Raw genomic sequence first — 23,020 nt, forward strand, 5'->3', positions numbered from 1 at the left:
GGCGCGTCCCTCGACTCGCCCGGCCGGGCGCGCTTGGATGTCGGACGCGTCCGTCACGGGATCGCAGCCGTCACCGGATCGCAGCCGTCACCGCAGCGCATCCGCCACAGGAGGTGGTCATGCCGGGCAACCCGGACCCAGCCGTCGACCGTCGGGGCACCGGAACCGGCCCGGTGATCGAACTGCGCTCGCTCACCAAACGCTACGGCGAGACGGTCGGCATCGAACGGCTGGACGTGTCGGTCGAGGCCGGCGAGGTGTTCGGCCTGCTCGGCCCCAACGGCGCCGGCAAGACCACCACGCTGCGCTGCCTGGTCGGCCTGCTCAGCCCCAGCGACGGACAGGTGCGGGTGCTCGGCCTGGACCCGGTCGCCGACCACGGTCGGCTGGCCCCCTCCATCGGCTACCTGCCCGGCGAACTGCGCCTCTACCCCGAACTCACCGGGCAGCAGACCCTCGACCTGCTCGCCGCCCTCCAGGGCGCCCCGGTGCCGCGCCGGGGCGAGCTGTGCGAGCGGCTGAAGCTCTCCCGGGCCGACCTGGCCCGGCCGGTGGGGGAGTACTCGCGGGGCATGAAGCAGAAGCTCGGGCTCGTCCAGTCGCTCCAGCACCGGCCGCCGGTGGTGGTGCTGGACGAACCGAGCGAGGGGCTCGACCCGCTGGTCCAGGAGACCTTCTACGAACTCCTCGCCGAGGAGACCGCGGCCGGGCGGACCGTCCTGCTCTCCAGCCACGTGCTGCCCGAGGTGCAGCGGACCTGCGGCCGGGTCGCCATCGTCCGCCACGGCCGGCTGGTCACCGTCCGCTCGGTGGCCGAGCTGCGCCAGGCCCGGGCCCGCCGGGTCCGGCTGCTGTTCCGCGACGGGCGGGGCGCCAGGCCGCTCGGCGCCGCCGAGCGGTGGTCCCCGCGCTGGGACGGCCCACGGGTCGAGCTGCTGGTGCCGCCGGACGACGTGGTCGAGGCGGTGCGCACCCTGCTCGCCGAACAGCGGGTGGCCGACCTGACGGTGGAGGAGGCGGGTCTGGACGAGGCCTTCCTCGACTTCTACCGGTCCGTCGGCGACGAGGAGCGTCCGAACGGCGGCGGTCTGCCGTCACCGAGCGGGCTGCGGGAGGCGAGCGGGCCGTCGGACCCGAGCAGCCTGCCGATACCGAGCGGCCCGTCGGAACCGAACAGCCTGCCGTCATCGAGCGGCCCGTCGGAACCGGAGGAGAAGCCGTGAACCCGGGCACCGTCAACCGCCGCCTCCCGCTGGTCTGGCTCTCCCTGCACCGGCGCCGCCGGATGCTGCTCTCCCTGCTGTTCGGCATGGTGGTCTTCGAGACCCTGATCGTGGTGATCGCCGGAACCGTCCCGACCGGTGACCTGTTCGGCGAACGCCGCACCCCGCCCGGCGCGTTCAAGGCCTTCAGCGGCTCCAACGGCGACGTCTCCATCGCCAGCTACCCGGGCCTGCTCGGCGCTGGACTCACCCACCCGTTCTGGATCGCCCTCCAGCTGACCCTGATCGGCTCGCTCGGCGCCGCCGCCGTCGCGGCCGACGTCGAGTCCGGCACCATCGAGCTGCTGATGACCCGCCCGGTCTCCCGCCGCCGGCTGCTCGCCGAGCGGGCCGGCGCCCTGATCGCCGCCACCGTGCTGCTCAACGCCGCCGCCACCCTGACCCTCGCGATCGGGGTGGCGGCCTCCCCGGAGCTGCGCGCGGTGGTCCCGCAGAGCGCGGTGTTCACCGCCGGACTGCTCGGCTGCGCCCTCGCGTTCTGCCTGACCGGACCGGTGCTGGCGGTCTCCGCGATCAGCCGGCGGCGGGCCCATGTGATCGGTGCGGCCGTCGCGTTCGGCGCGGTCGGCTTCGCGCTCAACTTCGTCGCGCTGGCCTGGTCCCCGGCCAGGTCGCTGCGCTACCTCAGCCCGTTCCACTACTACGCGCCGGGCGACGTGCTCGCCCACGGCGGGGTGCCGTGGGCGGCCTTCGGGGTGCTGCTCGGGGTGGGACTGCTCGGGCTGGCGGCGGCCTTCGTGCTGTTGGAGCGGCGGGACCTGGCCGTTTGAGGTGGGGACGTGGCGGTCCCGGGCGGGCCGCCCGGTCAGCCCCAGGTACGGGCCGCGGCCAGCAGGCGCTCGCGGACCAGGGCCACGTGCGGGTTGGCCGAGCCGGCCGGGCGGCGGACCAGGTAGGCGGTGTTGATCGGCGGATCGGCCGGCTCGTGCAGCAACCGCAGGGCCCCGGAGGCGAGTTCGGCCCGGCACAGGTAGCCGGGCAGCACGCTCCAGCCCGCGCCTGCGGTCACCGCCGAGAGCACCGCCCGCAGGTCCGGCACGGTGATTGCCGCCCGGGCGTGCAGCCGCCGGTCGAAGACGTGCCGCCAGTAGCGGCGGGCGATCGGCAGGTCCTCGGCGTAGCTGAGCAGCGGCACCTCGGCCAGCGCGCCGGGCAGCTCCCGGCCGGTCAGCCGCTCGGCCCAGACCGGGGCCGCGACCAGGACGAACTCCTCGTCGGCCAGGGGATCGGCGAGCAGCGTCCGGCCGCGCGGACGGTGGGTGGCGACCACCAGGTCGTGCTGCCCGGCCCGCAGTTCCGTCAGCAGCGGGTCGGTCAGCCCGGCCGTCACCCGCAGCCGGACGCCCTCCGCGACCAGCGGGGCCAGCTCCGCCAGCAGGACGGTGCCGAGGAACTCGGCGGGCCCGGCGAGGTGGACCGGCTCCGGCACGCCGCCGCCGTGCCCGTCGGCGAGGCCCGCGAGCTGGTCCAGCGGCACGGCCAGACGCCCGGCGAGCTCGTCGGCGTACGGCAGCGGGCTGACCCCGCGGGCCCGGCGCTCGAACAGCTCCCGGCCGAGCCGCCGCTCCAGCGCCCGGATCTGCGCCGTCACCGTGGACTGGGAAAGGCCCAACAGGTGCGCGGCCGCGGTGAGGGAACCCGCCCGGTGCACGGCGAGGAAGGTCCGCAGCTGGTTGAGGTCCAGCGGGCCTGATCCGGTGATCGGCCGATCGCTCATGCCGCCGAGCGTACGGGATTCCGATGGCCGGGCGGCCGCTGGACGATCCGGGTGAGGTATCGGAATCCCGATGCCTCGCATCGCGTGGCCCATTGGTTCCAGGAGGCCGGGCGCGTCTAGCGTCTCCGGCGTGAGCGCCGCGGCGGACCGTCGCGGCGGAGACCGCGGCACCCCTGGAGGGCACACCCCATGGCCGACATCCTGTTCGTCGTGACCGGCGCGAAGTACTGGACCCTGAACGACGGCACCGCGCACCCGACCGGCTTCTGGGCCGAGGAGGCGGTCGTCCCGTACCGCGCCTTCACCGAGGCGGGCCACCGGGTCGCCGTCGCCACCCCGGCCGGAGTCGTCCCGGTCGCCGACGGGGCCAGCCTGACCGACCCGGCGATGGCCGAGGAAGTGGAGAAGATCGCCGAGTTCCGGCAGCCGCTGGTGCTGGCCGAGGTCGACCCGGCCGACTACGACGTCGTGTTCTACCCCGGCGGCCACGGCCCGATGGAGGACCTGGCGGTCGACCCCGACTCCGGCCGGCTGCTCACCCGGGCGCTCGCCTCCGGGCGCCCGCTCGGGGTGGTCTGCCACGGCCCGGCCGCGCTGCTCGCCGCGCGGGCCGAGGGCGCCGGCTCGCCCTTCGCCGGGTACCGGGTGACCGGTTTCACCAACGCCGAGGAGACCCAGGCCGGCCTGGCAGACCGGGCGCCGTGGCTGCTCCAGGACCGGCTGGTGGAACTCGGCGTGGACTTCGAGGAGGGCGCGCCCTGGGCGCCGCACGTGGTGGTCGACCGCAACCTGGTGACCGGTCAGAACCCCGCCTCCTCGGCCCTGGTGGCCGCCGAGCTGCTGAAGCTGCTGGCCGCGCCGGCGGCGTAGCGGCCGAACGGGCCCGCCGTCCGGCCGCCACGCCACCGGTGCCCGGCCGCCAGCCACCGGTGCCCGGCCGCCAGCCACCGGTGTCCGGACGGCCCGCCCCGCGGGCCGGTGCCCGCCGTCAGGAGAGGTCGTACGCGGTGAGGGGGTGCCCCGCCCAGATCCGGCGGGCGGCCTGCTCCGGGTAGCGGACGGTCTCCGAGCGGGCGTCCAGCACCCGGGTGAGCTGTCCGTCCGGCTCGAAGGCGGGCCACCCCGGGTCGCCGGTGGTGGCGAACCGGACCCACGCCTCCCGCAGTTCCGCCGAGACCCGGACCGCCTCCGGCGGGGGCGGGTCGCCGAGGAAGTGCCGCGCCGCGGGGCTGTCCAGGGTGCCGAAGGCGAGCGGCACGTCCAGGCCGTGGCAGGCGCCGAAGACGCCGCCGAGGGCGGGGGCGGGCAGGGCGAGCTCGAAGAGGTACGAGGTGCCGCCGGCCGCCGCGTTGGCCTCGGCCAGCCGGAGGGACGGCACCCGGAACAGGGCGTCGGAGCTGACGGCTTCGAGGAGTTCGGAGGGCGTCGCCCCCGGGAGGGCGGCCCGGTAGGCGTCCGGGCCGCCCGGCGGCGGGGCGAACAGCCCGAGCGCCAGCCGGGCCTCCTCCTCGGTGAAACGGCCGTGCCGACCGCTGAGGACACCGAACAGCCGGAACTCGTCCCGGGTGTGGCCGACCAGCAGGTCGACGCCCTCGGTGAGCGCCGACCAGGGCGAGCCGGGCAGGACCTCGCCGTCGACCACCGGGACGGTGGCGATGCCGCTGTGCGCCAGCCGGCCCCAGCGCGCGAGGCGTTCCGGCAGCGCGGCGCCGAGGTCGGTGACGGCCGAGGCCAGGCGCCGGGGGTGCACCTCGGCCAGCGCGGCGGCGGTCGGGGCCGTACCGAGCAGCTTCGCGAGCTCGGCGGTGACCTCGGCGGCCAGGGCGGGGGTGCAGTGGGTGCCCGGTACGGAGTGGGCGACGGCCCGCCGGAACAGGCCGGGGGCGGCGTCGGTCGCCAGCAGCGCGGCGACCGACCCGGCGCCCGCGGACTGCCCGGCGACGGTCACCAGGGCCGGGTCCCCGCCGAACCGGGCGATGTTGCGCCGCACCCAGCGCAGCGCGGCGATCTGGTCGAGGAAGGCCCGGTTGGCCGGGGCGCCCTCCAGCAGGGCGAAGCCCTCGGCGCCCACGCGGTAGTTGACGCTCACCACGACCAGCCCGGCGGAGGCCGGCGCGGTCGGGTCGTACAGCGGGTCGTTGGCGGTCCCGGAGATGAACCCGCCGCCGTGGATCCAGACCAGGACCGGCAGGCCGGCCGCGCCGGGATCGGGCGTGCAGACGTTGAGGGTCAGCCAGTCGGAGTCCTCGGAGACGGCGGTGCCCTCGGCGGATTCGCCGGACTCGGCGGACTCGACGGTTTCGGTGGGCATCGGCCCGGACTGTGGGACCACGGGGCCGAAGGCGGTGGCCTCGCGGACGCCGTCCCAGGGCTCGGGCTCGGCGGGTGCGGCGAAGCGGAGGGCTCCGACGGGCGGTTGGGCGTAGCGGATGCCGCGGAAGACCGCGAGCGCGCGGCCCGCCGGCTGTTCCTGCCGCTGTCCGTGCTGCTGTCCCTGCTGCTGTTCCGGTCCGTGCGGCTGCTCCCAGCGGCCGCGGACGAGTCCCTCGGTGGTGCGGATGACGGGTTGCTCCGGCATGTGGGCGCTCCTCCCTCGGAAGGCTTCCCGCGTTATAGGTCAACTGTATTATGTCAAGTGTATGGAAAAGACTCCGCCGGGTGCGGGAAGAGCCGAGGAGCCGCCGCCCATGCCGAAGCAGGTCGACCACCGGGAACGCCGGGAGGCGATCGCCCGCGCGCTGTGGCGGGTCGTGGAGCGGCGTGGCGCCACCCACCTGACGATGCGCGAGGTCGCGGGGGAGGCCGGCATCTCGCTCGGGCAGCTCCAGCACTACTTCGGCTCGCGGGCGCAGATGCTCACCTTCGCGATGGACTTCGCCGGCGAGCAGAACGCGCTGCGGGTCGGCCGGGCGCTGGAAGAACTCGGCGAGCGCCCGCACCCGCGTGACGTGCTGCGGGCGATGCTGGTCGAGCTGCTGCCGCTGCACGCCGACGCGCGGGCGACCAGCCGGATGAGCGCCGCCTACGTGCTGGAGGCGCTGCACGACGAGGAGGTGCGCGCGCGGGCGCGCGGCGGCCTGCTCCAGGGGCGGGCGATGGTCGAACAGGTGGTCCGGCAGGCGATCGCCGACGGGCAGCTCGCGGCCGACCGCGACCCGGCGGTGGAGACGGACCTGCTGCTCGCGCTCACCGGGTTCACCACGCTGCTGGAGCTGGGCGTGGTCGAGCCCGCCGCCGTGCTCACAGCCGTCGACCGGCACCTGGAGCGGCTGTTCGCGGCGCCGGACGGCGCGGGCGGGGCTGTCGGCGGTGCCATCGGCCGTGGGTGAGGCGGCGGGTGGGGCGGCCGGTGGGGCGTCTGGTGGGCGGCGGCCCGTCGGGTGCCAGGACCGGGGCGTGGCAGGCTACCCGTGTAGCACCGCCGTCCGCGACCAGGAGCACCGCCATGGACCGACCCGCCGCCCTCCGCCTCGACGCCACCGCCTCCGGACACCCGGCGGGGATCCTGGACGCCGCCGAGCGGGCCGAACGCCGGGGCATGGACCGGCTGGTGGTCGCCGAGACGGCGTACGACCCGTTCCTCCAGCTCGCCCGCGCGGCCGACCGGACCGAGTCGATCGAGCTGGCCACCGGCATCGCGGTGGCCTTCGCCCGGACCCCGATGACGCTCGCCTACCAGGCCTGGGGGCTGCACGCCGCCTCCGGCGGACGGGCCGTCATCGGGCTGGGCTCGCAGGTCAAGCCGCACATCGAGAAGCGCTTCGGGATGCCCTGGGACCGTCCGGCCGCCCGGATGCGCGAGTACGTGCACGCGGTGCGGGCGATCTGGCACAGCTGGCAGACCGGCGAACGGCTCCGCTTCCGGGGCGAGTTCTACACCCACACGGTGATGACACCGGTGTTCTCGCCGGACCCGGTCCCGTCCGGGGTGCCGCGGATCCTGCTGGCGGGCGTCGGACCGCTGATGACCCGGACCGCCGGGGCGGTGGCCGACGGCTTCCTGAGCCACCCGTTCTCCTCCACCGCCTACCTGGCCGAGCAGGTGCTGCCCGGCCTGACCGAGGAGCGGGCCCGGGCCGAGGCGGAGGGCGCCGCGTGGACGGAGCGGCCGTTCGAGATCGTCGGCAACGTGCTCACCGCCACCGGTCGCACCGAGGAGGAGCTGGCGGCGAACCGCGCGGCCATCCGCGAGCGGCTCGCGTTCTACGCCTCCACGCCGGCCTACCGCCCGGTGCTGGCGCAGCACGGCTGGGAGGGGCTCCAGGAGGAGTTGCACACCCACTCGGTGCGCGGGCGCTGGGCGGAGATGGCCGCGCTGATCGACGACGAGGTGTTCGACACCTTCGCGGTCTGCGGTTCGGTGGAGGAGGTCGCCCGGGAGATCCACCACCGGTACGCGGGCCTGGTCACCCGGCTGTCCGTCAACCTCCCGGAGGAGGCCGACCCGGAGCTGGGCCTGGACGTCCTGGCGGCGGTACGGGCGCTGGACCGACCGGAAGCGGACGCCGGGTGATCGTGGTGGGCGGTCGACCGGACAGGGGGTGACGAAGTCCGGGCAGATTCGCGCAACGCGTTTCCGATGGTGAGGGCGGGCGGCAGGATCGCGGTGGTGGGCAGGGGTGTCCGGCGAGGGTCGGCGCCCCGGAGCCCGCCTCGTTCCGGGGCCTGTCGCGCCGTGCGGTCCGTCGCACCGTACGGCCTGACATGCCTCGGCCACCCGTTGCCGATCGTGGGGGGTGCCCGCGTGCCCGTGTCCGACGACCGCCCGGCCGACTACGACCTGGCGGAGTGCTGGGACCCCGTCGCGAACAAGTACGTCGACGCCCTGGCCGACCTTGACGAGTTCCTGCGCGTCTGCGCCGAGCTGACCGGCTTCGACGTGCCCGAACTGCGCTCCACCGGCATGGCGGACGAGCACCACCGCACGACGCTGGCCCACCAGGTGCGCGACGAGCACGCCCTGGTCCACCTCTGGTACGTCGGTGCCTGGCCCGGCGAGGCGCCCTCCTCCGCCCGCGCCCACGACCAGGGACTGGTCTGGCGGACCTTCCAAGCCGCCCCGCCGGGCGCCACCTCCCCCGGACACGGCAGCTGGGCCGCGGCACCCCGAGGGGCCGAGGACCCGGGAGGCGGCGGGGAGCGCGGAGGTGCCGGGGGCCTCGGGGCCGTCGACGCACCGGGCCGGTCCGGGGCACCCGGAGGCGCCGCCGCACCCGACGACGACCTTGAGGGCCGATGAGCCCCCGCTGGGACGCCGTCGTGGTCGGCGCGGGCTTCGCCGGGACACTGGTCGCCCACCGCCTCGGCGCACAGGGCTGGCGGGTCCTCGTCCTGGAGGCCGGACGCGCCGCGCCCACCGGCGCCGAGGCCTCCGCCGTCCACCGCGCGGCCGGCGGCGGACCACCCACCTCGCCCTACCCGCACAGCCCCGAGGCGCCGTCACCCGACGTCACGGACCTCACCGGAAGCCCGGACGGCGGCTTCATCGCCACCGGCCACCTCCGCCAGTACGGTCCGCTGCCCTACGCCAGCGGCTACCTGCGGGTCAACGGTGGCACCGGACTGCTCTGGACCGGGCTCACCCCGCGTATGCACCCCGAGGACTTCCGCACCGGTGACCTCGGCCACGGCCGCAACTGGCCGATCGGCTACCACGACCTGGAACCCCACTACCGCGAGGCCGAACGGGAACTCGGCGTCGCCGCCGACGCCCGGGAGCAGCGCCACGCCGTCGGACTGCCCGTCCCGGACGGTTACGACTTCCCGATGCGGGCCGTCCCGGCGAGCTACCTCGACCGGCAGCTGGCCCGCGCGCTCGACGGCCGGACCGTCCGCGACCCCGCCGTGCCCGGCCCCGCCCGGCTCACCGTCACCGCCACCCCGCACGCCCGCAACGGCGTGGCGACCAGGCCCGGCTCCGCCGACGGGCCGCTCTGCGCGGGCAGTGCCGGCTGCGTCCCGGCCTGCCCGAGCGGCGCCAAGTACACCCCGCTGCGCACCCAGGCCCGCTGGGCGGCCGGCGTCGAGCTGCGCACGGAGGCCGTCGTCAGCCGGGTGCTGGCCGACCCGCGGACCGGGCGGGCCCGGGAGGTCGAGTACCTCGCGGGCGGCACGACCCACCGGGTGACGGCGGACCTGGTCGTCCTCGCCGCGCACGCGATCGAGAACGCCCGACTGCTGCTCCTCTCCGGTCTGGCCGAGCGCAGCGACCAGGTCGGCCGGAACCTGATGGACCACCCGGCCCTGCTCACCTGGGGGCTGATGCCCCGCCCGGTCGGCCCCTACCGCGGGCCCGGGTCCACCAGCGGCCTGGAGGCGTTCCGGTTCGGCCCCGGGCGCGCCCGCCGGGCGCCGTTCCGGATCGAGATCGGCAACTGGGGCTGGTCCTGGGCGGGCGGGGCGCCGGAGGCCGAGGCCTCGGCGCTGCTCGCGGCCGGCCTGCGCGGCAAGGAACTGCGCGAGCGGCTCGGCGACCGGCTGGGCCGTCAGTTCTCGCTCCAGTTCGAGCTGGAGCAGCCCGCCGATCCGGCCAACCGGGTCACCCTCGACCGGGACCGGCGCGACCCGCTCGGTCTGCCGGGACCGGCCGTCCGCTACGACCTCTCGGAGTACGTCCGCGAGGGGATGGCCTCCGCCCGGGCCGTCTCCGACCAGCTGTTCGCGCTGCTCGGCGCCGAGGACCACACCGCCTATCCGGCGACCGGGTGGCCGGGGCGGCTCGAACACCGGGGGACCGTCCACGGCTACCGGGGCGCCGGCCACGCCGGTGGCACCCACATCATGGGCGACTCGCCCGCGAACTCGGTGGTCGACCACTGGCAGCGCTGCTGGGAGCACCCCAACCTGTACGCCGTCGGCTGCGGCTCGATGCCCTCCCTCGGCACCTCCAACCCCTCGCTCACCATGGCCGCCCTCGCGCTGCGCAGCGCCGAACGGATGCACCGCGACCTGCTGGAGCTGCACCGCCCGGCGACCGTCCAGTCCCCATCATCCGACTCGTCGTCCCCGGAGTCCTCATGACCGGTCTGCCGCTGCCTCCCGTACCGGAGCCGTACCACCTGCCCTTCCACTACGGGGCGCTGCACAACATCGGCGTCGACTACCTGGTCGACCGGGTGCGGGCGCGTGAGCTGCTCGCCAAGCGCCACCCCGGTCTGAGCGTCGCCGCCTTCGACGGCGGGGCCTGCGTCTCGCTCAACTACCAGCTCTACTTCGCCCAGTACCCGAACGGCGGCGGCATCACCCAGGAGCTGGAGATCAACCTGATCGCCCACCCGATCTTCGCCGAGGACCGGATCCCGGTGGTCAACTACGGGCAGTACGCCCGGGGGTACGACCAGACCAAGCTGCTCGGGATCGCCCGGCTGCACGTGCTCTGCGACAACCCCCATGCGATCGACGCCGGGCGCCGGCTGTACGCCGAGCCCAAGCACCCGGGCTGGTTCGAGACCACCCTGCCCTCCCTGAACGCGCCCGCCGTGCGCGAACGCTGGTCGGTCTCCTGCCGCCGGGCCACCCTCGGGCCGGACGGACTGAGCCGTCACGACGAGGAACTCCTCGCCCTGGACGTGAACCTGATCGGCCTCACCCCCGAGTCCGTCAACAACACCCCGATCACCGGTTACGGCACCGACGAGGAGGGCCGGCTGCTGGCCGGACCGCTCAACGTCCACCAGCCCTACCGCTACTACGCCCTGGACGACCGCACCGCCGACCGCGTCCGGCTCGACCTCGGCAACCCCGCCGAGGAGTCCGCCCGCGACCTCGCCCACCTGATCGCCGACGCGCCGGCCGCCGGGGTCTGGACCTACCAGTCCCCGCCGGTCGCCGCCCACAACCGGGCCTACTACGTCCGATGACGGCGCCGGTCTTCGCTCCGGGCGACACCGCGGTGCGGCGGGACGTCACCCATGGCCTGGTCTGGTCGGCCATGCCCTACACGGTCCTCGGGGACGACGGTGCGACCCTGACGCTGAGCGCCCGCCCGGGGACGGAGACCCTGGCTCCGGCCGGCTGGACCGCGGCCACCCGCGCCGGAGACGACACCGCACGCCTGCACTGCATCGACGACCTCGCGGCCGGCCGGTGGGAACTCGACCGGTGGACCTGGCGCGACACCGTGGTGCTCAGCCGCTTCACCACCGGAGCGCCGTTCAGTGTGCACCGCTTCCTGACGCCCGCCGGCCGACCGCTGCACTGGTACGTCAACTTCGAGCGCCCGTACCGCCGGACGGCCATCGGCCTCGACACCTTCGACCTCTTTCTGGACCTCGTGATCACCCCGATCTGTCGGAGTACAGCTGGAAGGACGAGGACGAGTACGCCCATGCCCGGCGCCTCGGCGTCGTCGACGAGGCCACCCACCGGCAGATGGACCTGGCCCGGGACCTCGCCCTCGCCCAACTCCGGGACCGCACCGGACCGTTCGCCACGGATCCGGCCGCCTGGAGGCTGCCGCCCGAGGGGCCGCCGCCCGTCCTCCCGGCCACCGCCCTCAGCACCCCCGTCGCCGTGGACTGGGGCGGGCCGGCCGCCGGTTAGGGCCGTGCCCCGCACCGGCCCGGCGGCCGGCCCGGGGCCTCGGCCAGGCCGGTGCGGGGGGATCACCCGGGAGTCGGCGGAGCGCCCGGGCCGGTGAGCGCGGCCGGTGCCGCGCCGGGCGGGGCACCGGCCGTCGGTGCCCGCGACCAGCGACCGGCGAGGACGGTGCCGACGATCAGCTGGAGCTGGTGGTAGAGCATCAGCGGCAGCACCATCAGCCCGGCCTGTGCCCCGAACAGGACGGTGGCCATCGGCAGGCCGTTGGCCAGGCTCTTCTGCGAGCCGCAGAGCACCGCCGCGATGGCGGCCGGCCGGTCGAGGCCCAGCAGCCGCGCGCCGAGCGCGGTGGCCGCGAGGGCGGTGGCGAGCAGGGCGAGCAGCACCGCGAGCAGCCCGAGCAGGGCGAGGGGAGTCGCCAGGCCCCAGATGCCCTGGGACACCGCCGCGCTGAACGCCGTGTAGACGACCAGCAGGATCGAGCCGCGATCCACCGGTGTGAGCACCCGCTTGTGCCGGGACAGCGGGCCGCCGAGCCACGGCCGCAGCACCTGCCCGAGCAGGAAGGGCGCGAGCAACTGGATCCCGATCCGCAGCAGCCCGTCGGCGGACAGCTCGGTGTGCGAACCCAGCAGCCAGGCCGCCAGCAGCGGCGTCAGCACCAGCCCCGCCAGGCTGGAGTAGGTGCCCGCGCAGATCGCCGCGGGGACGTTGCCCCCGGCGGCGCCGGTGAGCGCCACCGAGGACTGCACCGTCGAGGGAACCAGGCAGAGGAACAGCACCCCGGTCTGCAGCGGCTCGGTCAGCGGGACGGGCGTGAGCAGCGCGGTGGCCACGCCGAGCAGTGGGAACAGGACGAAGGTGGCGGCCGACACCAGCCCGTGCAGCCGCAGGTGGCGCAGCCCGGCCAGCGTTTCGCGGGTGGAGAGCCGGGCGCCGTAGAGGAAGAACAGCAGCGCCACCGCGAGGTCGCAGGCCACCTCGGCGACCCGTGCCGAGCCACCCGAGGCCGGGAACAGCGCGGCCAGCCCGACCGTCCCGGCCAGCGCAGCCATGTACGGGTCCAGCCAGCGAGGCAGCAGCCTGCGGGAGCGGGGCCCGGGGCCGGGCCGCGGCGCCCGGGTGCCTTCCCCGCGCGCCCGTTCTGCGCGTGACCGTTCCCCGAATGGCCTCCCCCCGCGCGCCCGTTCCCGGATCCTCCGGTCCCCGCGCGCCCGGAGCCCTGGTGGCTGCTCCGGGCGCGCCAGGCGGTCGGTCACGGGCCGTCTTCCGCTGCCGGGCGGACCGAGTGCCCGGACGAGGAACCGGGCCCGAGCAGTCCGCCGACCAGCGAACCGGCGCCGTCGTGGTCGCTGCCCGCGGAGCCGCTGCCGTTCTGGAGGTTGGCCGTCCGGTCGACCTCCAGCCAGGAGTCGGCGTGCGAGTTGTCCACGACCGTGATCAGCCCGCCACCGGCCGCCGCGGGCGACGCGGCTCCCGCGAGCAGGGCGCAGGCGCCGGCCAGCCCCAGCGCGGTGGCCCGCAGGGCGGTGGCCGGCGACGCCGGGGCGAACCCGCGCAGCCCGCTGCTCAAGCCGTCACCGCCATCAGCCCTCGGGAGCGCGAGATGTTCCGCTCCAGCAACTCGGTGGACTCCCGCACGCCGACCTGCTCCCGGCCCCCGGCCGGGGCCGGCAGCCGCCCGTCGGCGTCCTTCAGCCCGGCCAGCGCCTCGTGCATCGCCCGGTGCGCGGCGAACAGGCACGGGGTGCTGTAGATGGCCACGTCCACGCCCAGGGCCGACAGCTCCGAGAGCGACAGCCGGGGCGACTTGCCGCCCGCGATCTGGTTGAACAGCAGGGGCTTGTCGCCGACCACTCGGCGGATCCGGCGGATCCACTCCTCGCTGCGCACGCCGTCCACCAGCACCACGTCGGCGTCGGTGGCGGCGAGCGCCCGGGCCCGGCGCAGGATGTCGTCCTCGTCGGTGGCGTCCGTGCGCGCGACCACCACCAAGTCCGTCCGGTTGGCGAGGACGAGCTCCAGCTTCTCCAGGTACTCCTCCAGCGGCAGCACCAGCTTGCCGTCCGCGTGCCCGCAGCGGCGCGGACGCTTCTGGTCCTCGAGGATCACGCCCGACGCGCCGATCCGTTCGAGCCTGCGCACGACGTGGCAGGCGACCTCCGGATCGACGTAGCCGTCGTCGATGTCGACCAGGAGGTGGTGCCGGGGGAAGGCCCCGCGCAGCCGTTCGACGAAGCCCACCATGTCGGGCCAGGCGATGAAGCCGATGTCGGGCAGCCCGTAGTAGGAGGCCGCGAAGCCGAAGCCCGAGACGAACATGCCGTCGTAGTGATCGGCCGCGATGGAGGCCGAGTACATGTCGTAGACGCCGATCAGCGGCGTCGTCCCCGGGCCCGCGATCTCCGCGCGCAGCCGCTGCCCGGGGTTGTCCGATGCCGTGTTTCCGTGGAACAAGGTCTTCTCCTCACTGGGGATGACTTTGCCTGAACTTGGTTTTCATCAGACCGAACTGAGGTGTCATCACTATGCGCCCTTTAACGTTCCGTGGGCAAATCTTTAGATGAGATTCCCTCGTTAGAGTGAAATGGCGTCGACAATAGGAAAGACGCAAAAAAGGTAAGTCCTACAAGAGGGCTGACTTGTCGACAGTTCGGCAGGACGGGGCCGTCCACGCCAGGACGGCGCCGGGGCCCGCCCGGTGAGGGGCGGGCCCCGGCGCCGGGGTCCTGCGTGCGGTCCTGCGTGCGGTCCGGTGTGGACTCAGGGGTCCGGGGGCTCAGGGGCTCGGCACCGGGGGCGCGGCGCGGCGCTCGCGCAGCGTCCGGAGCATCCGCCGGGTGGCCTTGGTCGCGACCGGCGGCAGCAGCTCCAGGGCCAGCCGGCGCGGGGCGGAGCGCTGGACCGGAGCCTTGACCTGGTAGTTGAGGCGCATCACCCGGGCGCCGGCGATGGTGTCCTCGTCGGCGGTGTACCCGTCGGCCCGCCAGTCGCGCTCCCGCAGGACCGCCTGGGCGGCCGCCGCGTCGCCCCAGGTGCCGTAGAACTTCATCGGGGTGAGCAGCACCGGCCGCAGTCCGCCGGTGAAGACCGCCTCCCAGACCGCGGCGGCGACGCCCGGGGTGTGCTCGGAGCGGTAGTCGTCCAGGGCGACCAGGCCGTTCTCGGAGAGTGCGGCGCGGGCCACGGCGATGTCCCCGGCGACGTGTTCGTAGAGGTGGGAGGCGTCGACGTGGACGAAGCGGCAGCTGTGCGCCCGGATCCGGCCGTCGGCCAGCACCGCGGTCGGGGCCTGCACTATCTCGGGCAGCTCGCCGTGGAAGGCGAGGTAGTTGGCCTCGAAGGCGCTGCGGGTGAGGGTCCTGCGGTAGGACATGTCCATCTCGGCGGCGTTCTCGGCGTCGCCGGCCTCGGAGTCGAACAGGTCGCAGACCGTCAGCCGCTCGCCCGGCCGCAGGTGGTCGCCGAGCAGGACGGCGCTGCGGCCGAGGTAGCTGCCGAGTTCCAGGATGTCGCCGGTGACGCCGGCCGAGGTCTGGGCGGACAGCAGGTGGCTGAAGGCGGCCCGGTCGAGGCTGAAGAACCAGCCGGGGATGTCGTCCCGCTTCAGCGGCGCGGAGTGGACTGCGGCCTCGACCGCGGACTCGGAAGTGGGCACGGCGGCCTCCAGGGGGACGGCGGGGCGCGGTGGCGGATCACGCCGCGGAGGGGACGCCGAGGACGTGAGGCGGATCATCATAGCGATGCCGGGCCCGGGGGGAACCAGGTGTCGAACGGCCCAAATCCGCTTCTTCGCTCTGCCGTTCGGCAGGGGTGTGCGCCTTCGTTTCCGTCTTCGGTTCGGCTGTCGGCCTAGTGTTCCGAGGGCTTCGGCTTCGCCGGCGTGCCGGCGGTTTCCGAGGGTGCCGCGCCGCCCGGCCGTTCCAGGTCCGCGATGGTCTCGGTCAGCCAGGCCCGCTCGGCGGCCGTGGAGGCCCGGGCGACGAGCAGCATCCCGCGCCGGAAGGGGTTCGGCTCGCGTTCGGCGGTCACCGGTCGGCCCGCTCCGTCGTGGAAGAAGCTGCTCGGCGCGTCCAGGAAGCCCAGTCGGCGGCGGAGGACGGCGGCCTGCCGGGGCGGATCGGCGAGGTGGTGCAGGAAGGCGGTGACGGTGAAGAAGCGGATCTGGTCGGTGATCTCGACTTGCTCCGGATCGGCCAGTCGGCGCAGCAGTTCGGCCCGGCCCTCCGCCGTCGGCTCCAGCGTCTGCCGCGGAACGGCGCCACTGCCCGGTTCGGTGCGCCGGAGCAGCAGCCCGGCCTTCTCCAGCCGGGCGATCGCGGGGTAGAGCGCGCCGTCGCTGACCGGCCGGACGTGGCCGGTCAGCCCGGTGATCCGGGACTTGAGCTCGTAGCCGTGCAGCGGCTGGTCGTACAGGAAGCCGAGGATCGCGAGCGTCAACACGGCTGGAGCCCTTCGGTCGGAGTGCGCCCTGTGGAGCAGCAATGTTACCTCTTGTCGATGTGCCTCGAAACGATGTATCTCTATTCGAGGTCGGAGCGGGAGGCCGCGGTCGAGCCGCGGCCGAGTCGACGCCAAGCCGCGGCCGAGTCGAGGCCGAGCCGAGATCCGGGTCGACGCCGACCGAGCCCGAGCAGGAGCGCCACAGCGGAAGGGCGCCACAACGGAAGGGGGAGGGCCATGCGCGGACAGTCGCGCCGGCTCACGGCACTGGCGGTACCCGTCTACGCGGAGCTGTTGTCCGGGGTGGTCGCCTCGGTGATCGGCACGTTCTGGGTGGCCGGCCTCGGCGGGGCCGCGGTCGCCGCCGTCACCCTGGCCGGCACCGTGGAGAACCTGCTGCTCGGCCTGGTGCTGGTGGTCGGCTCCGGCACCAGCGTCCGGCTCTCGCGCGCCCTCGGAGCCGGCGACCGGGCCGAGGCCGCCCGCACCGCCCGCGCGGCGGGGTGGCTCTGTGCGGCGGGCAGCGTGGCGCTCGCCGTCCCCGGCTTCCTGCTGCGCGACCGGCTGGCGGGCGCCTTCCTGGACGGCGAGGCCGCCGCGCACGCGGCCGGGTACTTCACCGTCGCGTTCCCGGCGTTCGCGCTCTTCTTCGGCCAACGCGTCGCCGACGAACTGTTCAAGGGCGCCGGCGACACCCGCACGCCGATGCGGATCGCCCTGCTCTCCAACGCGCTGCTGCTGCTCCTCGACCCGCTGCTCATCCTCGGCCCGGGACCGCTGCCCGCCCTCGGCGTGCCGGGCGCGGCCCTGGCCCTGGCGCTCTCCCGGGCGATCGCCCTCGCCGCCACCCTGCACCTGCGCCGGAGGCCGCGGCGACCGGCGGGGCCAGGTACGGGCCGAGGTACGGGGCCGCAGCCGCGGACCGCCGACGGCGCGACCGGGGGAGTGGGCGCGGCAGCGGTACGGATCCTGCGCGCCGGCGCACCGTTCGGCCTGGACTTCACCGCCCGGATGGCCGTCGGATCCGCCCAACTCGGCCTGGTCGCGGGCTTCGGCGTCGCCGCGGTGGCCGGGTACGGCCTCGGCTACCGCGTCCTGCTCGTCGTCACCATGGCCTTCTACGCGCTGCGTCAGGCCGCCGCGATCGAGGCCGCCCGCCTGGCCGGCGCGGGGGAGGACGCAGCGCTGCGCACCCTGAGCCGGGCCACCGGCCGCCTCGCCGCACTGCTCGGCGCGGTGTCGGCCGCACTGTCCGCGACGCTGGCCGGACCGCTGACCGCGCTCTTCACCGAGGACCGGGCGGTGGCCGCGCAGTCCGTCGGCTTCCTGCGCATGGCGGCGCTCTACCTGCTCCCGTACGCCCTGGTGGTGGCCCTCGGCGGGGTGCACCAGGCGGCGGGCGCAGGCCGACCGGTGGTGGTCTCCGTGCTGCTCGGTCTCGGGGCCCAACTCGCCGCCTCGGCGGCCCTGTCAGGGCCGCTGGGAGTGTCGGGGGTGTGGCTCGGCCCGGCGGTGGGCGCGGCCGTGCAACTCGCGCTGCTCGCCGCGCTGACACGGTCCCGGTCGGCGCGGGGGACGCACGGGGGCGTGTGCCAGAGTGGGGGTCATGGCACTCACCCCGGACGGGCGGCCGATCCCGCCCCCGCACGCCGCTGAACGCGCCATGCTGGAGAGCTGGTTGGACTTCCAGCGGGCCACCCTCGCCCGGAAGGTCGACGGGCTCGACGACCGGCAGGTGCGGCTGGCGTCCGTCCCGCCGTCCACGATGACCCTGCTGGGCCTGGTGCAGCACCTCGCCGAGGTCGAACGCAACTGGTACCAGCGGGTGTTCGACGGTCGGGAGGTCCCGCCGGTGTACGGCCCGGAGAACGCCGACGGCTACGGGCTGGACCCGGCGCGCGGAATGGCCGAGGCACTGGCGGACTGGAAGGCGGAGATCGACCGGGGCCGGGAGCTGACCGCGGACGAGTCACTGGACGCGGCCGGCGCGCTCTCCCCGCAGGCCGCGGCGGTGCTCGGCGCGGACAGCGTCTCGCTGCGCTGGATCCTGGTGCACCTGATCGAGGAGTACGCCCGCCACAACGGCCACGCCGACCTGCTCCGGGAGCGCGTCGACGGCGTCACCGGCGTCTGACGGCACGGGCGCCCCCGCGGCCGACGCCCCCATCACGGTCGGACAGCCGAGTCCGGCGGCACGGGCGAGGCCTGACCGGCCGTCCGACCGGACACCGGGCCCGTGGCCCGGCCGGGCAGCCGCGCGGCGAGCAGCGTCCCCGTGCCGGCCACCACCGCCATGGTCAGCGCGGTCGGCGCGAGCGCCGCGCCGAGGTCCGTACGGCCGGCGGCGGTGGTGGCCAGGGCGATGCCCAGCGCCGGGCCGACGTTCAGCGCGGTCTGCTGCAGGCCTCCCGCGACCCCGGCCCGGGCGGCGGACGCACCGCGGACCACCACCGTGGTGGCGGTGGCCATCACCGCGCCGAAGCCGGTGCCGAACAGCGCGAAGCAGCCGCCGATCGCGACCGTCCCGGAGCCGGGCCCGAGGCCCGCGGTGAGCAGCGCCCCCGCGGTGAGCAGCGTCATCCCGGACAGCACCACCGCCCGTTCGCCGTGACGCTTCGCCAGCCGGACGGAGCCGGGGGCCGCGAGGATCATCGTCGCCGCGAGCGGCACCGCCAGCAGGGCGCTCTGCCAGGGATCCAGCCCGAGCACGTCCTGGAGGTAGTAGGTGGCCGGGAAGAGCGTGCCCTGGAGCGCCGCCGAGGCCGCGAGCAGGACGGCGAGCGGCGGAGCGACCGCCGGTGAGCGGAGCAGAGCCGGCGGCAGCAGGGGATCGGCGGTGCGGCGTTCGTGCCGGACCAGGGCCAGGGTGAGGGCTCCGGTCGCGGCGAGGCCGAGCAGCGGGCCGGCCGACCGGCCGGGGTCCGGCAGCGCCACCAGGCTCTGCACCAGGCAGGCCAGCGCGAGCGCGAGCAGGGCCGCCCCGGGCAGGTCGAGCCCGCCGCCGCGACGCTGCCCGGTCCCCGCGGGTCCGGTCCCCGCGGGTCCGGCCCCCGCAGGTCCGGCCCCCGCAGGTCCGGTCCCCGCAGGCTCGGCCCCGGGCGCACCCGTCCCGGCGGGCACCAGGAGGGCCGCCAGGAGCGCGGCCGCGGCGGGCGGCAGGCCCAGCAGGAAGACCGACCGCCAGCCGAAGTGCGCGGTCAGCGCCCCGCCGACCAGTGGCCCGGCCGCCGCCGCGAGTCCGATGGCGGCGGTGCGGACCGCGATCGGCCCGGCCAGCCGGTCGGCGGGCCAGGCCGCCCGCAGCATGCCCAGGGTGGCCGGTTGCAGCAGCGCGCCCGCCACGCCCTGGACCACGCGCAGCGCGACGACCCAGCCGATGCCGGGAGCCAGGGCGATCCCGAGCGAGCCGGCGGCGAAGCCCGTCACGCCGAGCGCGAAGAGGCGCCGGTGCCCGTATCGGTCGCCCAGTCGGCCGGCGAAGACCAGCAGGGCCGCGACGGTGACCAGGTAGCAGGTGCTCGCCCACTGGACGGCCGTGACGGAGGCGTGCAGGTCGTGCCGGAGGGCGGGCTGGGCGACGGTCAGCGCGGTGCCGTCGAGGGCGACCAGGACCGCGCCGGTGGTGCTCGCGGCGAGGACGAGCCCGCGGTGCAGCGGTGGCCTCACCGGGTGCCCGGGCCGAGGTGGGCGTCCAGCACGGCGCGCAGCAGCGGCTCGACGGACTCGTCGCCGGTGATCAGCCGCAGGCTGCCCCAGGTGCGCAACTGGGCGAGGCCGTGCAGGTTGGACCAGAGGGCGGCGGTGGCGGCGGCCGGATCGTCGGACTGCGGGTGCACCTCGGAGACCAGCCCGACGAAGGTCAGGAACAGCGGCAGGGTGGTGCGGCGCAGTTCGATCCCGCTGCCCTCCAGCAGGTCGTGACGGAACATCAGCTCGAACATTCCGGGGTTGGCGGCGGCGAAGCCGAGGTAGGCGCGGGCGAGCGCGTCGAGGCGGGCGCGCGCGTCGGCGCCGGTGCCGGCGGCGAGGGCGTCGGCACCCGCGAGGGTGTCGGTGAGTCTGCCGAAGCCCTGTTGGGCGATGGCGGCGAGCAGTTCGCGGTGGGTCGGGAAGTAGCGGCGGGGCGCGCCGTGCGAGACCCCGGCGCGGCGGGCGATCTCGCGCAGGCCGAGTGCCTGTACGCCGCCCTCGGCCACCAACTCGACGCCGGCGGCCACCAGTCGGGCCCGCAGGTCCCGTTCCTGTTCGGTCATGAAGACACTGTCTACCAGGTGTCCGTAGACAGTGTCTACTCACGCTTGCGAGAGTCCGCCCGGCAGAATCGGTCGTATGGACGAAGGCGGCGAGTCGGCCTGCCGGCTGGACCGGGTGTGCCCGGAGTGCGGACGGCTGCGCGAGCGGCCCGGGCCGGGGCCCTGCGAGAACTGCGGTGCCGACGGCGAGGACGGGGAAAGCCCGTACGGGGCGGCGGAGTCGCTGGAGCCGGAACCGCCGGCTGCCGAACCCAGGCGCCACGAACGCTGAACTCCCGGCCCGACCTGAACCCCGGCCCCCGGCCTGAACCCCGGCCCGACCGGGTGGCCGGTCCGGGGCGGCGAGCCGGTCGGACGGCGCCGGGCGCGGCGCCCCGCGGAGTCGCTCCTACTGGGGCGGCTGGTCGCGGAACTGGTTCTTGAGCTGCTCCTGGGTGGCGTCCACCTGACCGCTGTACTTGCCCTCGGTGCGCTGGTCGACGGCGTCGCCCGCCTTGTCGACGGCCTTGTCGGTCTGCTCCTCGTGGCCCTTCAGCAGGTTCTTGAGCTTATCCATCATGGACATCTGGTCACACTCCTGGATGAGACGCCCCCCACCTCTCCAATATCACCGGGCGCGTCGCGGTCCGCATCTCGCAAGGTCTGTGTAAAGGCTTGGCAACGGGATTCCGGTCATGTCAAATCATGACCCTCACGGCCCGTCGGAAGGAGTTGCCTTGATGCTGCGCACCCGTCGCTCCACCTCCCCGCTCGACCGTTCGACCCCGCTCGACCGTTCCGCCCCGTACGACCGCGACACCGACCCAGGGCGCCCGCGAACCGCCGTCACCCGGCGTGGCGCGGGCGCCGCCCTGGCCGTCGCCGCCCTGGTCGCCCCGCTGCTGCTGGCCGGCGCCGGCAGCGCCTCGGCCGACCCGGACCCGGCGCGCAAGGGCGCCAAGCTGGCCTCCCGGCTGGTCGAGGCGAGCAACGCCCGGGACGCCCGGGCCACGCTGGCCGCCCTCCAGCTGATCGCGGACCGCAACGGCGGTACCCGGGTGGCCGGTTCGAAGGGGCACGACCAGTCGGCGCAGTACGTCTACGAGCAGGCGCGGCGGGCCGGGCTCAAGGTGTCCAAGCAGGAGTTCGCGTACACCTTCTTCGAGGCCCGCTCCGAGCACCTCGACGTGCTGTCCCCGAAGGCCGAGTCGGTGCCGGTGATCGCCATGACGTACTCGGTGAGCGGCCCGGAGGCGGGCCTGACCGCGGACCTGGCGGTCGCTCCGGTCGGTGCCACCACCGGCTGCACACCGGCCGACTACCCGGCGGGCGCCTTCACCGGCAAGATCGCCCTGATCCGGCGCGGCGGATGCACCTTCGCCGAGAAGCAGGCCGCCGCGGCCGCCGTGGGCGCGGCCGGGGCGATCGTCTACAACAACACCGAGGGCACCCTCAACGGGACGCTCAGCGAGCCGACGGCGGGGAGGATCCCGACCGGCGGGATCACCAAGGCCGCGGGCGAGGCCCTGGCCGCCGAGGCCGCCACCGGGCCCGTCCGGGTGACGCTGGACATCCGCACCTTCATGGAGCAGCGCAGGACCTGGAACGTCATCGCGGAGACCCGCGGCGGCGACCCCGACAACACCGTGATGGTCGGCGCGCACCTCGACTCCGTCCCCGAGGGGCCGGGTATCAACGACAACGGCTCCGGCACCGCCGGCATCCTGGAGGTCGCGAAGAACCTCAGCGTCCACCCGGTGAAGAACAAGGTCAGGTTCGCCTGGTGGTCGGCCGAGGAGTTCGGCCTCAAGGGCGCCGAGGCGTACGTGAAGTCCCTCTCCGACGCGGAGAAGAAGAAGATCGGCCTCTACCTGAACTTCGACATGATCGCCTCCCCCAACTACGCGCAGTTCGTCTACAACGGTTCGGGCAGCGCCGGCGGCGACGCGGGCCCCGAGGGCTCGGCGCAGCTGGAGCGGGACATCAACGGCTACCTGGACGGCCGGGGCCTGCCGCACGACCCGACCCTCTTCGACGGCCGCTCCGACTACGGTCCGTTCATCGACGCGGGCATCCCGGCCGGCGGCACCGACACCGGCGCCGAGAAGGTCAAGTCCCCGGAGCAGGCCGCCCGTTACGGCGGCACGGCCGGCGCCGCGTACGACGCCTGCTACCACCAGGCCTGCGACAATCTGGGCAACATCGACATGGGTGTCTTCGACGTCAACATCGACGTGATCGCGAACGCCGTCGGCACCTACGCCTGGGACCTCTCCTCGCTCCACCGGCCCGTCCCGGCCCAGCGCCAGGCCGTGAAGGCGGCGCCCGGCGCGGGCGCGACGGGTATGAGCGGCACGAGCGGCGGGAGCACCCACGGGGTGACGGCCTGACCCCCGGGTGGGCCCGCTGCTGCTCCCGGCCGGCCGGCCCACCCGACCGCCGTACCCGACTGCTCCGTCCGATGCTGTTCCATCCGGGACCTCCCTCCGCCAACGGCCCTGACGGCTGCGGGTGCGGCCACCGTAGCGGAGGCCACTGACACTGATACTGCTAACCGGTCCCCGGTGGTCGTGGCTCTGCCACTGACTGACGCCCTGCTGGGCTGTCCTCCGGTTGTTCTGTCCGGCTGCCGGGGCCCGTTCCCCAGGGCTCCGGCCGGGCGGAGCATGACCTTATAGGAGCCTGGCCAGAGGCCCCCTCAGTGTCCTGTCCGCCCCACCCGACCGGAGGCCACCTCCGGCTAGGAAGGCAGTACCAGCATGACAGGACCGGGCGGCCAGAGCGTCACGGGCCACACGGTGTTCGGC

23 protein-coding genes and 1 pseudogene are annotated in these 23,020 nt (G+C 74.9%); 14 read left to right on the forward strand and 10 right to left on the reverse strand.

Annotated features, from left to right (window positions below; translation table 11 throughout):
• Positions 1 to 119 precede the first annotated feature (119 nt).
• Positions 120 to 1,223, forward strand: a complete 1,104-nt coding sequence (locus ACIQ87_RS28465; protein ID WP_402411808.1) for an ABC transporter ATP-binding protein — start codon at positions 120 to 122, stop codon at positions 1,221 to 1,223.
• Positions 1,220 to 2,053, forward strand: a complete 834-nt coding sequence (locus tag ACIQ87_RS28470) for an ABC transporter permease subunit (protein ID WP_402411811.1) — start codon at positions 1,220 to 1,222, stop codon at positions 2,051 to 2,053. The genes ACIQ87_RS28465 and ACIQ87_RS28470 overlap by 4 nt, the downstream gene beginning before the upstream one ends.
• 35 nt (positions 2,054 to 2,088) lie before the next feature.
• On the opposite strand, the gene ACIQ87_RS28475 is transcribed toward ACIQ87_RS28470, so the two are convergent.
• Positions 2,089 to 3,000, reverse strand: coding sequence for a LysR family transcriptional regulator (locus ACIQ87_RS28475; RefSeq protein WP_402411813.1), 912 nt, complete (start codon positions 2,998 to 3,000; stop codon positions 2,089 to 2,091).
• A gap of 189 nt (positions 3,001 to 3,189) precedes the next feature.
• On the opposite strand from ACIQ87_RS28475, the gene ACIQ87_RS28480 reads away from it, so the two are divergent.
• Entirely contained in the window at positions 3,190 to 3,870 is a 681-nt protein-coding gene (locus tag ACIQ87_RS28480) for a type 1 glutamine amidotransferase domain-containing protein (protein ID WP_402411816.1), read from the forward strand.
• Positions 3,871 to 3,988: 118 nt separating this feature from the next.
• Here ACIQ87_RS28480 and ACIQ87_RS28485 read toward each other — a convergent pair whose 3' ends face one another.
• Positions 3,989 to 5,578 (reverse strand): carboxylesterase/lipase family protein, encoded by a 1,590-nt coding sequence (locus tag ACIQ87_RS28485; protein ID WP_402411819.1) that lies wholly within the window; start codon positions 5,576 to 5,578, stop codon positions 3,989 to 3,991.
• A 109-nt stretch (positions 5,579 to 5,687) separates the two neighbouring features.
• On the opposite strand from ACIQ87_RS28485, the gene ACIQ87_RS28490 reads away from it, so the two are divergent.
• From ACIQ87_RS28490 to ACIQ87_RS28520, 7 genes and pseudogenes are all read left to right on the forward strand, one after another.
• On the forward strand, positions 5,688 to 6,329 hold the full coding sequence (locus ACIQ87_RS28490) for a TetR/AcrR family transcriptional regulator (protein ID WP_402411821.1): 642 nt from the start codon (positions 5,688 to 5,690) through the stop codon (positions 6,327 to 6,329).
• A 116-nt stretch (positions 6,330 to 6,445) separates the two neighbouring features.
• On the forward strand, positions 6,446 to 7,513 hold the full coding sequence (locus ACIQ87_RS28495; protein ID WP_402411824.1) for a TIGR03617 family F420-dependent LLM class oxidoreductase: 1,068 nt from the start codon (positions 6,446 to 6,448) through the stop codon (positions 7,511 to 7,513).
• Between the two features lie 231 nt (positions 7,514 to 7,744).
• Entirely contained in the window at positions 7,745 to 8,239 is a 495-nt protein-coding gene (locus ACIQ87_RS28500; RefSeq protein ID WP_402411825.1) for a hypothetical protein, read from the forward strand.
• The gene (locus tag ACIQ87_RS28505) at positions 8,236 to 10,020 is read left to right on the forward strand and encodes a GMC family oxidoreductase (protein WP_402411828.1); all 1,785 of its coding nucleotides are present in this window, start codon (positions 8,236 to 8,238) and stop codon (positions 10,018 to 10,020) included. The genes ACIQ87_RS28500 and ACIQ87_RS28505 overlap by 4 nt, the downstream gene beginning before the upstream one ends.
• Positions 10,017 to 10,859 carry a hypothetical protein gene (locus ACIQ87_RS28510; protein WP_402411830.1) on the forward strand — a complete coding sequence of 281 codons (843 nt, stop codon included), beginning with the start codon at positions 10,017 to 10,019 and terminating at the stop codon, positions 10,857 to 10,859. Before ACIQ87_RS28505 ends, ACIQ87_RS28510 begins: the two co-directional genes overlap by 4 nt.
• Positions 10,860 to 10,930: 71 nt before the next feature.
• Positions 10,931 to 11,221: pseudogene (locus ACIQ87_RS28515) on the forward strand (DUF402 domain-containing protein); the annotation flags it as partial.
• Positions 11,222 to 11,370: 149 nt separating this feature from the next.
• Positions 11,371 to 11,541: a hypothetical protein gene (locus ACIQ87_RS28520; protein WP_402411867.1), complete on the forward strand. Its 171-nt coding sequence runs from the start codon at positions 11,371 to 11,373 to the stop codon at positions 11,539 to 11,541.
• A 62-nt stretch (positions 11,542 to 11,603) separates the two neighbouring features.
• Here the strand turns inward: ACIQ87_RS28520 and ACIQ87_RS28525 are convergent, their stop codons facing one another.
• From ACIQ87_RS28525 to ACIQ87_RS28545, 5 genes are all read right to left on the reverse strand, one after another.
• Positions 11,604 to 12,593 carry a bile acid:sodium symporter family protein gene (locus ACIQ87_RS28525; RefSeq protein ID WP_402411832.1) on the reverse strand — a complete coding sequence of 330 codons (990 nt, stop codon included), beginning with the start codon at positions 12,591 to 12,593 and terminating at the stop codon, positions 11,604 to 11,606.
• 200 nt (positions 12,594 to 12,793) lie between these two features.
• The gene (locus ACIQ87_RS28530) at positions 12,794 to 13,111 is read right to left on the reverse strand and encodes a hypothetical protein (protein WP_402411835.1); all 318 of its coding nucleotides are present in this window, start codon (positions 13,109 to 13,111) and stop codon (positions 12,794 to 12,796) included.
• The gene (locus tag ACIQ87_RS28535) at positions 13,108 to 13,995 is read right to left on the reverse strand and encodes an oxaloacetate decarboxylase (RefSeq protein ID WP_402411838.1); all 888 of its coding nucleotides are present in this window, start codon (positions 13,993 to 13,995) and stop codon (positions 13,108 to 13,110) included. Before ACIQ87_RS28535 ends, ACIQ87_RS28530 begins: the two co-directional genes overlap by 4 nt.
• 322 nt (positions 13,996 to 14,317) lie before the next feature.
• Positions 14,318 to 15,196 (reverse strand): class I SAM-dependent methyltransferase, encoded by an 879-nt coding sequence (locus tag ACIQ87_RS28540; protein WP_402411840.1) that lies wholly within the window; start codon positions 15,194 to 15,196, stop codon positions 14,318 to 14,320.
• A gap of 194 nt (positions 15,197 to 15,390) precedes the next feature.
• A complete protein-coding gene (locus ACIQ87_RS28545) occupies positions 15,391 to 15,981 on the reverse strand; it encodes a PadR family transcriptional regulator (RefSeq protein WP_402411842.1) in 591 nt (196 codons plus the stop codon).
• Between the two features lie 237 nt (positions 15,982 to 16,218).
• On the opposite strand from ACIQ87_RS28545, the gene ACIQ87_RS28550 reads away from it, so the two are divergent.
• Both ACIQ87_RS28550 and ACIQ87_RS28555 read left to right on the forward strand, forming a co-directional pair.
• Positions 16,219 to 17,637 carry an MATE family efflux transporter gene (locus tag ACIQ87_RS28550; protein ID WP_402411845.1) on the forward strand — a complete coding sequence of 473 codons (1,419 nt, stop codon included), beginning with the start codon at positions 16,219 to 16,221 and terminating at the stop codon, positions 17,635 to 17,637.
• Positions 17,588 to 18,115, forward strand: a complete 528-nt coding sequence (locus tag ACIQ87_RS28555) for a DinB family protein (RefSeq protein WP_402411847.1) — start codon at positions 17,588 to 17,590, stop codon at positions 18,113 to 18,115. The genes ACIQ87_RS28550 and ACIQ87_RS28555 overlap by 50 nt, the downstream gene beginning before the upstream one ends.
• Before the next feature lie 32 nt (positions 18,116 to 18,147).
• Here ACIQ87_RS28555 and ACIQ87_RS28560 read toward each other — a convergent pair whose 3' ends face one another.
• Both ACIQ87_RS28560 and ACIQ87_RS28565 read right to left on the reverse strand, forming a co-directional pair.
• Positions 18,148 to 19,647, reverse strand: a complete 1,500-nt coding sequence (locus tag ACIQ87_RS28560) for an MFS transporter (protein WP_402411848.1) — start codon at positions 19,645 to 19,647, stop codon at positions 18,148 to 18,150.
• On the reverse strand, positions 19,644 to 20,234 hold the full coding sequence (locus ACIQ87_RS28565; RefSeq protein ID WP_402411850.1) for a TetR/AcrR family transcriptional regulator: 591 nt from the start codon (positions 20,232 to 20,234) through the stop codon (positions 19,644 to 19,646). The genes ACIQ87_RS28560 and ACIQ87_RS28565 overlap by 4 nt, the downstream gene beginning before the upstream one ends.
• A gap of 76 nt (positions 20,235 to 20,310) precedes the next feature.
• On the opposite strand from ACIQ87_RS28565, the gene ACIQ87_RS28570 reads away from it, so the two are divergent.
• Entirely contained in the window at positions 20,311 to 20,505 is a 195-nt protein-coding gene (locus ACIQ87_RS28570; RefSeq protein WP_402411852.1) for a hypothetical protein, read from the forward strand.
• A gap of 117 nt (positions 20,506 to 20,622) precedes the next feature.
• On the opposite strand, the gene ACIQ87_RS28575 is transcribed toward ACIQ87_RS28570, so the two are convergent.
• The gene (locus ACIQ87_RS28575) at positions 20,623 to 20,799 is read right to left on the reverse strand and encodes an antitoxin (RefSeq protein ID WP_402411854.1); all 177 of its coding nucleotides are present in this window, start codon (positions 20,797 to 20,799) and stop codon (positions 20,623 to 20,625) included.
• Between the two features lie 154 nt (positions 20,800 to 20,953).
• On the opposite strand from ACIQ87_RS28575, the gene ACIQ87_RS28580 reads away from it, so the two are divergent.
• Positions 20,954 to 22,603, forward strand: a complete 1,650-nt coding sequence (locus ACIQ87_RS28580) for a M28 family peptidase (RefSeq protein ID WP_402411857.1) — start codon at positions 20,954 to 20,956, stop codon at positions 22,601 to 22,603.
• Positions 22,604 to 23,020 lie beyond the last annotated feature (417 nt).

Source organism: Kitasatospora sp. NPDC096204, from assembly GCF_044763205.1.
Taxonomy (GTDB): domain Bacteria; phylum Actinomycetota; class Actinomycetes; order Streptomycetales; family Streptomycetaceae; genus Kitasatospora.

Coding starts and splice junctions, on each gene's coding strand:
- ACIQ87_RS28465 (WP_402411808.1), top strand. CDS start 120: ATGCCGGGCAACCCGGACCCAGCCGTCGACCGTCGGGGCACCGGAACC.
- ACIQ87_RS28475 (WP_402411813.1), bottom strand. CDS start 3,000: ATGAGCGATCGGCCGATCACCGGATCAGGCCCGCTGGACCTCAACCAG.
- ACIQ87_RS28480 (WP_402411816.1), top strand. CDS start 3,190: ATGGCCGACATCCTGTTCGTCGTGACCGGCGCGAAGTACTGGACCCTG.
- ACIQ87_RS28485 (WP_402411819.1), bottom strand. CDS start 5,578: ATGCCGGAGCAACCCGTCATCCGCACCACCGAGGGACTCGTCCGCGGC.
- ACIQ87_RS28490 (WP_402411821.1), top strand. CDS start 5,688: ATGCCGAAGCAGGTCGACCACCGGGAACGCCGGGAGGCGATCGCCCGC.
- ACIQ87_RS28495 (WP_402411824.1), top strand. CDS start 6,446: ATGGACCGACCCGCCGCCCTCCGCCTCGACGCCACCGCCTCCGGACAC.
- ACIQ87_RS28505 (WP_402411828.1), top strand. CDS start 8,236: ATGAGCCCCCGCTGGGACGCCGTCGTGGTCGGCGCGGGCTTCGCCGGG.
- ACIQ87_RS28510 (WP_402411830.1), top strand. CDS start 10,017: ATGACCGGTCTGCCGCTGCCTCCCGTACCGGAGCCGTACCACCTGCCC.
- ACIQ87_RS28520 (WP_402411867.1), top strand. CDS start 11,371: ATGGACCTGGCCCGGGACCTCGCCCTCGCCCAACTCCGGGACCGCACC.
- ACIQ87_RS28525 (WP_402411832.1), bottom strand. CDS start 12,593: ATGGCTGCGCTGGCCGGGACGGTCGGGCTGGCCGCGCTGTTCCCGGCC.
- ACIQ87_RS28550 (WP_402411845.1), top strand. CDS start 16,219: ATGCGCGGACAGTCGCGCCGGCTCACGGCACTGGCGGTACCCGTCTAC.
- ACIQ87_RS28555 (WP_402411847.1), top strand. CDS start 17,588: ATGGCACTCACCCCGGACGGGCGGCCGATCCCGCCCCCGCACGCCGCT.
- ACIQ87_RS28565 (WP_402411850.1), bottom strand. CDS start 20,234: ATGACCGAACAGGAACGGGACCTGCGGGCCCGACTGGTGGCCGCCGGC.
- ACIQ87_RS28570 (WP_402411852.1), top strand. CDS start 20,311: ATGGACGAAGGCGGCGAGTCGGCCTGCCGGCTGGACCGGGTGTGCCCG.
- ACIQ87_RS28575 (WP_402411854.1), bottom strand. CDS start 20,799: ATGTCCATGATGGATAAGCTCAAGAACCTGCTGAAGGGCCACGAGGAG.
- ACIQ87_RS28580 (WP_402411857.1), top strand. CDS start 20,954: ATGCTGCGCACCCGTCGCTCCACCTCCCCGCTCGACCGTTCGACCCCG.